This window comes from Ureibacillus thermophilus (assembly GCF_004331915.1).
Lineage (GTDB): Bacteria > Bacillota > Bacilli > Bacillales_A > Planococcaceae > Ureibacillus > Ureibacillus thermophilus.
This window is the reverse complement of the sequence record NZ_CP036528.1, coordinates 88,205-100,921: the sequence shown is the minus strand read 5'-3', so window position 1 is coordinate 100,921 and position 12,717 is coordinate 88,205. Positions and strand designations below refer to the sequence as shown.

Genomic DNA, 12,717 nt, shown 5'->3' with positions numbered 1-12,717 from the left:
TCGCAGCAAAAAGAAACAGTGTTGCCTATCCGCAGCACTGTTTCAAATTGTTTTTTATTGCAAGAAGTGTTTGAAATCATGGCGTTTTTGGAGATAATTGAAAAGTAATCGTGTAATTATGCGAAATTCCAAAAACGTGTGATTTTTCAATGGAAAAATGGTATTATTATTGCCAGGTTTATGAATTGTGGAGGTGTAATTAATGGCAAAATTGACGAAGGAAGAAGTTAAGCACATTGCCCACTTAGCTCGTTTAGCTATTACTGAGGAAGAAGCAGAAAAATTTTCCGAACAGCTTGGGAAAATTACTGAATATGTAGAAACATTGAATGAATTAGATACAACAAATGTAGAACCAACTTCCCATGTATTGCCAATCGTGAATGTAATGCGCGAAGATGCAGCTAAGAAAGGTTTAGAACTTGAGAAAGTATTATTGAATGTAAAAGAACATGAAAATGGCCTAATCAAAGTGCCGCCAATTTTAGAAGAATAACCATGATTATTTAATGGCATTAGCCATTATTTTTGTGTATGAAAAATTGATGCTTGTATTTTCATGCCCATTTTAAAAGGAGGGAACTTCATGACGTTGTTAGAACGTTCATCGAAAGAATTGCAAGAAGGTTTACATAAAGGTGAATTTAAAATTGTTGATGTAATTAATGAAACCTATAAAAGAATTGAAGAAGTCGATGGAGATGTACAAGCGTTTCTTGCCCTAAACAAAGAAAAAGCACTGGAAGAAGCAAAAGAAAAAGATCAAGTGCCAGTCAACGAACGTGGACCATTGTTCGGTCTTCCTATCGGTATTAAAGATAATATCGTGACAGAAGGGCTTGAAACAACTTGTGCTTCTAAAATTTTGGAAGGATTCATTCCGATTTATGATGCGACAGTAGTGAAAAAAATTCGCGAAGCAGGCATGATTACAATTGGTAAACTCAACATGGATGAATTTGCCATGGGTTCTTCAACTGAAACATCTTATTATAAAAAGACAAAAAACCCTTGGGATCTTGAACGTGTACCAGGCGGTTCTTCCGGCGGTTCTGCAGCGAGTGTTGCAGCGGGTGAAGTGCCATTCGCATTAGGTACAGATACGGGCGGTTCCATTCGCCAACCAGCCGCATTCTGTGGTGTAGTTGGAATGAAACCAACATATGGCCGTGTTTCCCGTTTTGGTGCAGTTGCCTTCGCATCTTCCCTTGACCAAATCGGCCCAATCACTCGCAATGTATATGACAATGCATTATTACTTGAAGTGATTGCCGGTGTGGATCCTAACGATTCAACTAGCGCAGACGTACCAGTGCCTAACTATGCATCTAAATTAGATGGAGACATTAAAGGGCTGCGCATCGCTGTGCCAAAAGAGTTTTTATCTGAAGGTATTGATGAAAGTGTACGCCAATCTGTATTAGATGCCCTTGAAGTATTTAAAGGGCTTGGCGCAACCGTGGAAGAAGTATCCCTTCCTCACTCAAAATATGCGTTAGCGACTTACTATATTCTTGCCTCTTCAGAAGCTTCATCCAACCTTGCCCGCTTCGATGGAATCCGCTACGGTTTCCGTGCTGAAGGCGTGAAAAACTTAATGGATTTATATAAACAAACACGTGCACAAGGCTTTGGCGATGAAGTAAAACGCCGTATCATGCTTGGTACGTACTCTCTGTCTGCAGGCACATATGATGCTTACTACAAAAAAGCGCAACAAGTTCGTACATTAATTAAACAAGATTACGATAAAGTGTTTGAAGATTATGATGTAATCGTTGGTCCAACAACACCAACAGCAGCATTCAAAATCGGCGAAAACATAGACGATCCATTAACAATGTACGCAAACGATATTTTAACAATTCCAATCAACTTAGCAGGTGTGCCAGCAATCTCTATTCCATGCGGATTTGATAACGGCTTGCCGCTAGGATTGCAAATCATCGGTAAACACTTCGATGAAGAAACAGTTTACCGCGCTGCTTATGCATTTGAACAAGCAACAGATTATCATAAACAATCTCCTAGATTGGGGGGCAAATAATTATGAACTTTGAAACAGTCATTGGTCTAGAAGTACACGTTGAATTAAAAACAGAATCCAAAATTTTCTCTGCAGCACCTAACCAATTCGGTTCTGCGCCTAACACAAATACAACAGTTTACGACCTTGCATATCCAGGAGTGCTTCCTGTTTTAAATAAAAACGTTGTGGAATATGCAATGAAAGCAGCTCTTGCTTTAAATATGAAAATCAACCAACATACAAAATTTGACCGCAAAAACTACTTCTATCCAGATAATCCGAGCGGCTACCAAATTTCTCAATACGATAAACCAATCGGCTATGATGGATGGATTGAAATTGAAGTGCCAGCAAAAGACGGACAACCTGGCTATACAAAACGAATCGGTATCACGCGCCTTCACATGGAAGAAGACGCCGGTAAATTATTGCACGGTGATGGCTACTCTCTTGTAGACTTCAACCGTAAAGGAACACCGCTTCTAGAAATCGTTTCTGAGCCAGACATCCGTACGCCTGAAGAAGCGTATTTATATTTGGAAAAATTAAAATCCATCATCCAATACACAGGCGTTTCCGATGTAAAAATGGAAGAAGGCTCATTGCGCTGCGATGCAAACATTTCCCTTCGACCATATGGACAAAAAGAATTCGGTACAAAAACAGAATTGAAAAACTTAAACTCTTTCAACTTTGTTCGTAAAGGTCTTGAATACGAACAAAAACGACAAGCGGAAATCTTAATGAGTGGCGGAGTGATTAGACAAGAAACACGCCGTTTCGATGAAAAAACAGGCAAAACAATCTTAATGCGCGTAAAAGAAACAGCAGAAGACTACCGCTACTTCCCAGAGCCAGACTTAGTGCATCTTGTAATTGAGGATGAATGGTTAGAGCGCGTAAAAGCTTCTATCCCTGAACTTCCAGATGCTCGCAAAAAACGCTACATCGAACAACTTGGATTAACAGAATATGACGCAAATGTGCTAGTAGTGAACAAAAGTCTTTCTGATTTCTTCGATGAGATGGTGAAATTAGGCGCTGATCCTAAACTTTCTGCCAACTGGTTAATGGGCGATGTTTCTGGATACTTAAATGCAGAACAAGTAGAAATTACAGAAACAAAATTAACGCCTGAAAACTTGGCTGGATTAGTAAAATTAATTTCGGACGGCACAATTTCATCTAAAATTGCGAAGAAAGTATTCAATGAATTAGTGAAAAACGGTGGAGACCCTGAAAAAATCGTCAAAGAAAAAGGCATGGTTCAAATTTCAGATCCAAACGTGCTTCTCCCAATTATTACAGAAGTGCTCGACAACAACCCACAATCCATCGAAGACTTCAAAAATGGTAAAGACCGTGCAATTGGCTTCTTAGTAGGTCAAATTATGAAAGCAACAAAAGGACAAGCCAACCCACCAATGGTCAACAAACTATTGCTTGAAGAAATGAATAAACGATAATCTTACTGCGCCGCATAAGCTGCTATGGCTTATGCGGTTTTTCATTGTTTGATACAATTTGAATTTGATATTTGATAGGATTGTAGAATTGCAATTCGTGCGAATACTTCCTCAATTGGTGCATTTACAGTAGTAATTGGTGCGGATGGAATCACATTTTGTGCGGATACAACTTCAATTAGTGTGTTTATTTCCTTATTTCGTGCGGATACAGCAGCAATTAGTTCGGATGGAACCTCATTTGGTGCGGGGATGTCATGCTCAACAATCCAATCATCCGAAAAATTGCAGAAGCAACCCAACTAGAAATTCACTGCGTTTATCGAGATGAAGATACCGACTTAATCGACCGTTATTTAACAAATGGAGGAAGATCTATCCCAATGTATTTATTCCTCGACCAAATTGGCCAAGTCATTGGAAAATGGGGGCCAAGAGCATCGCAACGTCAACAATTGGTTACAGAAGCAAGAGCCCAATTGCCGGAAAAAGACGACCCATCATTTGAAGAAAAACAAAAAGAGATGTATACTACTTTGCAGGGGAAATTTGTTAAAGACCCGCAATGTGCAAAATGGGTTTATGAAGATATGAAAAACGTTATAATAGATATGTTATCCTAACATCATAATAGGAAATTCCCTTTCATCCGATAGGGAATTTTCTATTGTTTAAAGGAACTGTTTTAATATACATAACGTCAAAAAATAAAACGATATAGGATGGCGAAAACATGAAAAGAGCGAGAATTATTTATAATCCAACATCAGGCAGAGAACTGTTCAAAAAGCATTTGCCAGAAGTGTTAGTAAAATTGGAGATGGCTGGGTATGAAACTTCTTGCCATGCCACAACCGGCGCAGGGGATGCTGAGAAAGCAGCTGCCAAAGCCGTAGAACGAGGATTTGATATTGTCGTTGCGGCAGGTGGAGATGGCACATTGAATGAAGTCGTTTCAGGAATCAGCCCTTTTGAAAAGCGTCCGAAACTGGGTGTCATTCCAATGGGGACAACAAACGACTTTGCCCGCGCCCTTCACATTCCAAGAAAAATTGAAGAGGCGGTGGACATCATTGTAAAAGGTGATACAATCCCGGTGGATGTTGGATTATTAAATAAAGAACGCTATTTTATCAACATTGCAGCGGGCGGACGCATTACAGAATTGACTTATGAAGTGCCTAGCAAAATGAAAACGATTTTAGGGCAGCTTGCGTACTATTTAAAAGGGCTTGAAATGCTTCCTTCCATCAAAGCAACGAATATGCGGTTTGAAATTGATGGAGAAGTGTACGAAGAGGAAGTGATGGCTTTCCTCTGCGCCCTCACGAATTCCGTTGGCGGTTTTGAAAAGATTGCGCCCGATTCCAGCATCAATGATGGAAAATTCACGATGATGATATTGAAAAAATGCAGTTTAGCTGATTTCATCAAAGTGCTTACATTGGCTCTTCGCGGTGAACATTTAAGCGATCCAAACGTTATTTATCGAAAAGCAAGCATCGTAAAAATAACGTCTGATGAAGAAGTGCTCATCAATTTGGACGGAGAGTTGGGAGGAAAAGCGCCGGCTACGTTCCAAAACTTAAAGCGGCATATTGAAGTGTTCGTGCCGATTGATGATATTCGCGAACAAGACCGCGTGTAATGAATAAAAACTATACAAATGCAATTTCAGCATTTGTATAGTTTTTTTTTATTGACACAAAATAACTAGAGATGAAAGGAGTTCAGAAATGTATAAAAAGCAGGAAAAATGGCTGATGTTTTTATCTTTTGGTGTTGCCATCATTATGCTTCTATCCATGCTTGGAAGAATTTTCAGCAGTTAGGAGGCGGCATGAATGAACGAGTCTGCTGTGTTTTGGAGCCGAATGCTGACAGAGTTAACGTTAACCTTTCATATTATTTACGCAACCATTGGGGTGGGCGTTCCTTTAATGATTATGATTGCCCAATGGGTTGGGATGAAGAAGAACGATGAACATTATATTCTCCTAGCTAGAAGGATTACGAGGGGATTTGTTATTACGGTGGCTGTTGGGGTGGTGACCGGAACAGCAATTGGTTTGCAGCTTTCCTTGCTGTGGCCGAATTTTATGCAGCTAGCCGGACAAGTCATTGCCTTGCCGTTGTTCATGGAAACATTCGCTTTCTTCTTCGAGGCAATTTTTTTAGGCATTTATTTATATACTTGGGACCGGTTTGATAATCAAAAAAAACATATGCTTCTTCTCGTTCCGGTTGCTATTGGCGCATCGATGTCCGCCGTTTTCATTACGATCGTGAATTCGTTTATGAATACGCCACAAGGGTTTGAGGTGGTGAATGGACAGCTTGTCAATATTCAGCCGCTAGTTGCCATGTTCAACCCATCCATGCCGACAAAAGTGGCCCATGTGCTTGCTTCCGCCTATATGACGTCCGCTTTCTTATTAGCCTCTATTGCCGCATATCGGCTGCTGAAGGGCTCAAACCATTTGTATTATAAAAAATCGTTGTTTCTCATGATGAAGATGGGATTGATTTTCTCCATTGCAACGGCCGTTATTGGCGACTTTTCAGGAAAGTTTTTGGCAGAGTATCAACCTGAAAAATTGGCGGCAGCTGAGTGGCACTTCGAAACGGAAGAAGCGGCTCCTCTCGTTTTAATGGGTTTCATTGATAAGGACCAAAACATTAAATTTGCTGTTAACATTCCGTATTTGTTAAGCATTTTAGCTTATGGAAATCCAGTGGCAGAAGTGAAGGGATTGAACGACTTTCCAGAAGATGAAGTTCCGCCGCTATATATCCATTACCTTTTTAACATCATGGTATTGATTGGCATGTTGATGATGCTTGTGTCTGTACTGTATGTGGCCGGGGTATGGAGAGGGTGGAAGTTTATCCACTGTACTTGGTTCAGATGGATTGCTGTTTTGGGAGGACCGTTATCCATCATTGCTATTGAAGCTGGGTGGTGGTTGGCGGAAGTAGGAAGACAGCCATGGATTTTAAGAGGATATATGAAAACAGCAAAAGGAGCTACGATAAGCGATCATGTAGATATAATGTTTCTGTTATTTTGCATTCTATATCTGGTGTTAGGGATTGGAAGCGTTGTTGTGTTAAGAAGGATGTACCGTTTAAATCCGATTGAGCGGGAAATTGAAGACCGGATGGCTGAAATAGGGGGAGACGGCAGATGAGTCTTGAAGTGTTGGGAATCGTTGTATTATGGATTTTCCTTTTTGGGTATGTCATTGTGGCTTCCATTGATTTTGGCGCCGGTTTTTTCAATGCTTATAGTTTATTGACGGGCAAATCCCATATTTTATCGAACATCATACAGCGCTATTTATCGCCGGTATGGGAAGTCACTAATGTATTTTTAGTCTTTTTCTTTGTCGGGATTGTGGGATTTTTTCCAAAGACAGCCTTTTACTACGGCACGGTTTTATTGGTGCCTGTAAGCATTGCGATTATTTTATTGGCGGTAAGAGGTTCATATTACGCCTTTGAATCATACGGATCGAGGGGGCATAAAGGATATGCCTTTGCTTATGGAGTCTCCGGATTGTTAATTCCATCCTCCCTTTCCGTTGTGTTGACGATTTCAGAAGGGGGCTTTGTGGAGATTGTTGACGGTGAACCTATCCTTGATTATTGGGCGCTTTTTACAAGCACTTTAACGTGGAGCATCGTTCTATTAAGCATTGCAAGCGTTCTATATATTTCCTCCGTATTTTTAACGTGGTATGCATGGAAGGCGCAAGATGTCAATGCATCTGAACTGATGAGAAAATATGCGCTCACATGGGCGGGCCCCTTAATGTTTATGGCGGCGGCAATTATTATTCAAATGCACGAACATAACCCCGACCGGTTCCGTAATATGATTTCCGTTTGGCCGTTGTTTGGCAATTCCGCCATTTTATTTTTGATGACGGTTTGGCTGATTTGGAAGAAGCGGGGACTTGGGCTTTCAGTTGGATTATTGATTCTCCAATTTTTATTTGCCTTTTTTGCATATGGCATTTCCCATTATCCGTATCTGCTTTATCCTTATTTAACCATTTACGAAGGATTTACCAATCAAGAAATGGCCATTGCGCTTGTCATTGCCTTTATCGCAGGATTGTGTTTGCTCATTCCATCCCTTTATTTACTATTCCGATTGTTTGTGTTTAATAAGGACTATGTAACAGGCAGACAAAACGATTTTCATGCTTAGGAGGATTTGCCATGAATGAATTTATGATATTTGTAGCCCCTTTTTTGATGGTCCTGCTTTCGTTAGTGGTCGCTTTTTTCACCGCCCCTTTGGACCATGGGGTAAGGGAAGAAGAAAAATAAGAGGTTGGGACAAATCTAAAAAAACATCATTTTCTCCAAGGAGAAAATGATGTTTTTTTGATATGTTATTAAAATTGATTTCCGTTCCGGGGACGCTTTCCGCGGGCCCGGCTCGAGCCTCCTCGGAGCTCATTGCTTCGCTCCTGCGGTGTCTCGAGACACGGGCTGTTCCCGCAGGAGTCGCCCCGTCACTTCAATCAATTTTTAGTTATATCAAATATTTATCAAAACCCTTTCAACTACCCCTTTAATTTTTTGTTTATGTCCCAGCCTCTTTTTATTGTTCACGAGAAGAAGCAGTTCTTTCTCCCGCTTTAAATAATAACGGAATCAGGGCGAGTAGGAGGCTTCCAACCGCAATGGTCGATAGGATAAGTTCTGTCCAGGTAATATAATTGTTTTGTAGCATTTGCACGATGATGAATGAATTGATGGGAATGTTTAGAAATAATCCTGTAAGAAGCCCCGGTGCATACCTTTTCAACAATATCGTTGCAATGAGGTGCGGAAAAATCGCATTCACAATCATGGAACCTATAAATCCGATGAAAAACCATTTGGCCAATTCTGATGCTGGCATAAAGTAAAAATAAAATGCCGATAAATAAGCCAGCATAGTAATGACAAACACTGCAAAATGAAATTCACTTGGGGTGACGGGTTTATGAAACTTCGAAGCTTGTTGTGACCATTTCGGCAACCAAAGGGCTTCCTCCATGTTATGCAGGGTAATGGCAATACAAAACAATGCGACAAGATAAAAGTCCATCTTCATCCACCCAATTCATAGTGATACTTCAATTTTACAAGCGGTTCGAAAAAAATGAAATTTCAATATATCCATTTTCTATTTTGAGGTAGAATAATATTTGTTTGATTTCGATTAAAAATCCGTACGACTATGAAAAACGAAATGGAGGACGGAATTTCATGACGGCACCCGTAAAGAAAAATGATCGAGTAACGGTTTACATAGAAGATTTAACCCATGATGGTCTGGGCGTGGGGAAAGTGGATGGTTATCCATTATTTATTCATGGAGCGCTGCCGCAAGAAACAGCGGAAGTGCATGTATTGAAAACACTAAAAAGCTATGGCTTTGCCAAAATTGTAGAATTGAAAGAACCTTCACCGGACCGGGTGGAAGCGCCTTGTATATATTTCGAAAAATGCGGCGGCTGCCAATTGCAACATTTATCTTATGAAGCCCAGTTGCAATGGAAAGAAAACATGGTTCGCAATGTCATGAAACGCATTGGAAAAATTGATGCACCAGTACGACCAATCAAAGGAATGGAACACCCTTGGAATTACCGCAACAAATCGCAAATTCCTTTTGCGATGGGCGCATCTGGTCCGATTGCGGGATTTTACAAAGCCAGAACCCATGACATTGTGGATATGGAACGCTGCCTCATCCAAATGAGTGAAGCGGATATCATCATGGCCAATTTGAAAAAAGAGTTGGAGAAGATCGGGATCGAGCCTTACAATGAAACGACTCATCAAGGAATGCTCCGCCATGTGATTGTGCGGACAGGAAGAGCCACTGGCGAAGTGATGGTGGTGCTCGTTATAAAAAAACGCAAATTTCCTCAGAAGGATGCGGCGGTAGAAGTGATTCGAAAACTCATTCCGCATGTTACATCCATCGTACAAAACGTGAACAGTGAAAAAACGAATGTCATTTTAGGAAAAGAAACGATGACGCTTTGGGGGAAAGAGACAATAGAAGACACAATCGGCGATATCCGATTTGAAATTTCTGCTCGTTCTTTCTATCAAGTGAACCCTGTGCAAACGGAAATGTTATACAACCAAGCCTTGGAATATGCAGCACTGACGGGGGAAGAAACGGTCATCGACGCCTATTGCGGCATTGGAACGATTTCCTTATTTCTAGCGAAAAAAGCGAAACAAGTGATGGGAGTTGAAATCGTCGAGGAAGCCATCGAGGACGCCAAATGGAATGCGGAACTGAACGGATTTACCAATACGTATTTTGAAGCAGGGCCAGCAGAAGAAGTAATCCCTCGTTGGTATAGCGAAGGAAAAAGAGCAGATGTCCTCGTTGTCGACCCGCCGCGCAAAGGCTGCGACCAGGCATTGCTCAACACGATTATCGAATACAAACCAAATCGGGTGGTGTATGTATCCTGCAACCCTTCCACTTTAGCGCGGGACTTGCGCATTTTGGAAGACGGGGGATACAGAACGGTGGAGATTACACCGGTGGACATGTTCCCGCAGACGACACACGTTGAGTGCGTTTCGCAGATCGTTTTAAAATGAAAAAAATGAGGCAAGATAAGGTTTCTCTCTTGCCTCTATGCAATTTTTGGTGTGGCAAACCGGTAATGAATGATTGGTGTACCGTCCTCTTTTACCTCGATTCGATTAATCAGTCGATGGAGAATATCCTCGGTTAATTCATCGAAATTTAGGAATTGAAGTAATTCCTTTTTAAGCTTTTCAATCGTTTCGATTACATCCTCGCTTTCCATCAATGAAAGAAGTTCATTTTTCTGTTCCATTAATTCAGTTAAATCCTTGTTCGTTGCTTCAATACTCTCTTGATATTCTTCATGTGTGATAATTCCGTCAGCTAACAGGTTGATGAATTTCCTTTTTCGATTTTTTAAAACATCCATCTGTTTGTTAATCTTATTGATTTTCTTTTGAGAATCCGATTTTGTACTTTTCGATTTTCTCTCCATCTTCTTTATATATTTCTCTTTATCAACTTGTTGAATTAAGGTTTGGATGTCATCTAGGATCGTTTCTTTTAAAAAATCCTCTTTTATTGTGTGGGCGGTACAAGCTTTTTTTCCATGACGCGCATAAGCCCCACAAATGTATCCGTCTCGATTGCTTCGGAACCACATACCTGTACCACAATCGGCACAAAAGAGGACATTAGTAAAAAGATGTATCTTGGGTGCTGTAATATATTTTCTTCTCTGCTCTAATTGATTTTGGACAGCATCAAACATTTCCCTTGATATAATTGGCTCATGTACATTTTTGATAATAAACTGTTCTTCTTTAGGAACGTTTTTTCTTCTTTTATTTGTTACACTTACTGTCGTTGTTCTTCCTTGAACAAGATCCCCGACGTAATGGGGATTTGTTAAGATACATCTAATTGTAGAGTCATGCCACTTATTTCCTGCATTTGCCTTTCCAGCAACTTGAGCAGGTGTTGGAATCCCTTCATTATATAGGCGTCTCGCAATACTTTGTCGTCCGTTTCCTTCAAAATATTCTTTGAAAATTCGTCTAACAATATTTGGTGTTTCATCGTTTCGAATATACAGTTTTCCATCTCGTACTTCATACCCATATGGAGGATTTGATCCTTTGAAAAGTCCATTTTTTGCACGGGTTTTTAATGTCTCCTTAACACGATTACTCGTGTTTTGAGATTCTTGTTCGTACATCCATGCATAAAGGCCAAACATATGAGTGTTCCCTGTTAATGTATTGATCGCATTATCTAAAGTAATGATGTGAATCCCTTGGTTTTCACATAAGTTTTTGATTTTATAGGATAATTCTCCATTTCGGGCAAGGCGTGATAACTCTTTGGCAAGAATGATATCGAACTTCTTATCCTGAGCATCTTCAATAAGTTTTTGAAGTTCTTCTCTTTTTGCCGTCGTCCCGCTCTCAACGTCAATATAAAATTTGTAAATATCCCAACCTTTTTCCGCTATATAATTATAAAACAGTTCTTGCTGATATTTTAAGGAATCTTTTTGTTCTTCTTTATCGGTAGAAACACGAACATATACTGCACATCTCATTTTGAATCATACTCCTTCTCGTCTTTTTGAGATGTAGCAGTGTTTACCTTAGACTCGCATGGACTGTGATACGGCTTGACGGTAAATAGGTTCAACATCATAACCAGCATCAAATATAGCGATTGTAAATTGACCGTTTCCGAAGTGATGAAGTTTTTTCAATAATGGAATCGCAGCTTTACAATCACTTAAATTACCTGAGGACATCAAACGAGTGATGATATATTGACTTTTCGTCGAAACAGCTAAATGGGCTTTATAACCAAACCAGAATGTATTTTTTCCTTTACTATTCTTTTTCACACCCCATTTTGGCTCAATCGGTACATCCTTCCAAAGGATTTCTAATGGGATATCCAGCTGTTCTTTCAGTTCTTTTTCATAGGTTGATTGATTTCCTTTTTTCTCTACTTGTTCGGCTAACCAAACAGCTCGTTCAGCTTTAGTTTTACGACCACGTTTTTTAGGAGTTTTAGGTGCTTTCTTTTCTGATGGTGTGAAAGCATCACGAGCTTCAAAGTGACTCGCATCGATGGCGACATGTTCATCATTTAGAAAGCCTTCCAACATCGCTGTTTTGATGAGTGTATCGTTCATTTTATCTAGCACATCTGATTCACTAATGACTTGAATCATGCGTGAATCAGAGCTTTCAGATGGTACGACATCAGACACAAGGAATCCACAGTCGAAACGAAATAAAGGATCATGGACCAAACGTTTGACTAAATCCTTCATTGTTGGAATTCGTTCGACAATACGAATAATCAGCGATTGAATCATTGCACCATAATTCAATTCACGTGGTGCACCTTTCAATGTCTTTTTAGAAAACAATTGAAAAATAGGTTGAATGTCGATCACACTAAAAATGGCATCATAACGATGGGAACTTTCCATTTCTAATAATTGATGGATGTCAAAAAGAGAAATTTGTTTTACAATAGTCATAGGGTACTCACCTCTTTCGTATGGTTTGTTTGGTTACCTACCATTATAACGAAATTTGGGGAGGTACCCATTTTTTATTGTCTTGAATCCCTTGAAAATCAAGGGGTGAGAATTATGAAATTAACTC

Annotated in this window: 12 protein-coding genes; 9 read left to right on the top strand and 3 right to left on the bottom strand. The window is 39.9% G+C overall.

What is annotated here, in order from left to right; all coding sequences use genetic code 11:
- Positions 1–202: 202 nt before the first annotated feature.
- From gatC to cydS, 8 genes are all read left to right on the top strand, one after another.
- On the top strand, positions 203–496 hold the full coding sequence (gene gatC / locus DKZ56_RS00460) for an Asp-tRNA(Asn)/Glu-tRNA(Gln) amidotransferase subunit GatC (RefSeq protein ID WP_208650793.1): 294 nt from the start codon (positions 203–205) through the stop codon (positions 494–496).
- Between the two features lie 90 nt (positions 497–586).
- Positions 587–2,047, top strand: coding sequence for an Asp-tRNA(Asn)/Glu-tRNA(Gln) amidotransferase subunit GatA (gene gatA / locus DKZ56_RS00455; protein ID WP_208650792.1), 1,461 nt, complete (start codon positions 587–589; stop codon positions 2,045–2,047).
- Between the two features lie 2 nt (positions 2,048–2,049).
- The gene (gatB, locus tag DKZ56_RS00450) at positions 2,050–3,495 is read left to right on the top strand and encodes an Asp-tRNA(Asn)/Glu-tRNA(Gln) amidotransferase subunit GatB (RefSeq protein ID WP_208650791.1); all 1,446 of its coding nucleotides are present in this window, start codon (positions 2,050–2,052) and stop codon (positions 3,493–3,495) included.
- 239 nt (positions 3,496–3,734) lie between these two features.
- Positions 3,735–4,118 carry a thioredoxin family protein gene (locus DKZ56_RS00445; protein WP_208652104.1) on the top strand — a complete coding sequence of 128 codons (384 nt, stop codon included), beginning with the start codon at positions 3,735–3,737 and terminating at the stop codon, positions 4,116–4,118.
- Positions 4,119–4,228: 110 nt separating this feature from the next.
- Complete coding sequence (locus tag DKZ56_RS00440) at positions 4,229–5,143, top strand: diacylglycerol kinase (protein ID WP_208650790.1); 915 nt, start codon at positions 4,229–4,231, stop codon at positions 5,141–5,143.
- A 196-nt stretch (positions 5,144–5,339) separates the two neighbouring features.
- The gene (locus tag DKZ56_RS00435; protein ID WP_208650789.1) at positions 5,340–6,686 is read left to right on the top strand and encodes a cytochrome ubiquinol oxidase subunit I; all 1,347 of its coding nucleotides are present in this window, start codon (positions 5,340–5,342) and stop codon (positions 6,684–6,686) included.
- A complete protein-coding gene (locus tag DKZ56_RS00430) occupies positions 6,683–7,711 on the top strand; it encodes a cytochrome d ubiquinol oxidase subunit II (RefSeq protein WP_208650788.1) in 1,029 nt (342 codons plus the stop codon). Before DKZ56_RS00435 ends, DKZ56_RS00430 begins: the two co-directional genes overlap by 4 nt.
- A gap of 11 nt (positions 7,712–7,722) precedes the next feature.
- A complete protein-coding gene (cydS, locus tag DKZ56_RS15865; protein WP_425471030.1) occupies positions 7,723–7,833 on the top strand; it encodes a cytochrome bd oxidase small subunit CydS family protein in 111 nt (36 codons plus the stop codon).
- Positions 7,834–8,110: 277 nt separating this feature from the next.
- Here cydS and DKZ56_RS00425 read toward each other — a convergent pair whose 3' ends face one another.
- A complete protein-coding gene (locus tag DKZ56_RS00425) occupies positions 8,111–8,602 on the bottom strand; it encodes an HXXEE domain-containing protein (protein ID WP_208650787.1) in 492 nt (163 codons plus the stop codon).
- A gap of 161 nt (positions 8,603–8,763) precedes the next feature.
- Between DKZ56_RS00425 and rlmD the strand changes: the two genes are divergently transcribed.
- Positions 8,764–10,125, top strand: a complete 1,362-nt coding sequence (gene rlmD / locus DKZ56_RS00420; RefSeq protein WP_208650786.1) for a 23S rRNA (uracil(1939)-C(5))-methyltransferase RlmD — start codon at positions 8,764–8,766, stop codon at positions 10,123–10,125.
- A 35-nt stretch (positions 10,126–10,160) separates the two neighbouring features.
- Here rlmD and DKZ56_RS00415 read toward each other — a convergent pair whose 3' ends face one another.
- Together DKZ56_RS00415 and DKZ56_RS00410 are read right to left on the bottom strand one after the other, a co-directional pair.
- Positions 10,161–11,639, bottom strand: a complete 1,479-nt coding sequence (locus DKZ56_RS00415) for a recombinase family protein (protein WP_208650785.1) — start codon at positions 11,637–11,639, stop codon at positions 10,161–10,163.
- Positions 11,640–11,687: 48 nt separating this feature from the next.
- Positions 11,688–12,590, bottom strand: coding sequence for a transposase (locus tag DKZ56_RS00410; RefSeq protein ID WP_208650784.1), 903 nt, complete (start codon positions 12,588–12,590; stop codon positions 11,688–11,690).
- Between the last annotated feature and the right edge of the window lie 127 nt (positions 12,591–12,717).

What these genes read in the sequence shown, in the direction of transcription:
- gatC (WP_208650793.1), top strand. Translation starts at nt 203, where the DNA reads ATGGCAAAATTGACGAAGGAAGAAGTTAAGCACATTGCCCACTTAGCT.
- gatA (WP_208650792.1), top strand. Translation starts at nt 587, where the DNA reads ATGACGTTGTTAGAACGTTCATCGAAAGAATTGCAAGAAGGTTTACAT.
- gatB (WP_208650791.1), top strand. Translation starts at nt 2,050, where the DNA reads ATGAACTTTGAAACAGTCATTGGTCTAGAAGTACACGTTGAATTAAAA.
- DKZ56_RS00440 (WP_208650790.1), top strand. Translation starts at nt 4,229, where the DNA reads ATGAAAAGAGCGAGAATTATTTATAATCCAACATCAGGCAGAGAACTG.
- DKZ56_RS00435 (WP_208650789.1), top strand. Translation starts at nt 5,340, where the DNA reads ATGAACGAGTCTGCTGTGTTTTGGAGCCGAATGCTGACAGAGTTAACG.
- DKZ56_RS00430 (WP_208650788.1), top strand. Translation starts at nt 6,683, where the DNA reads ATGAGTCTTGAAGTGTTGGGAATCGTTGTATTATGGATTTTCCTTTTT.
- cydS (WP_425471030.1), top strand. Translation starts at nt 7,723, where the DNA reads ATGAATGAATTTATGATATTTGTAGCCCCTTTTTTGATGGTCCTGCTT.
- DKZ56_RS00425 (WP_208650787.1), bottom strand. Translation starts at nt 8,602, where the DNA reads ATGGACTTTTATCTTGTCGCATTGTTTTGTATTGCCATTACCCTGCAT.
- rlmD (WP_208650786.1), top strand. Translation starts at nt 8,764, where the DNA reads ATGACGGCACCCGTAAAGAAAAATGATCGAGTAACGGTTTACATAGAA.
- DKZ56_RS00415 (WP_208650785.1), bottom strand. Translation starts at nt 11,639, where the DNA reads ATGAGATGTGCAGTATATGTTCGTGTTTCTACCGATAAAGAAGAACAA.
- DKZ56_RS00410 (WP_208650784.1), bottom strand. Translation starts at nt 12,590, where the DNA reads ATGACTATTGTAAAACAAATTTCTCTTTTTGACATCCATCAATTATTA.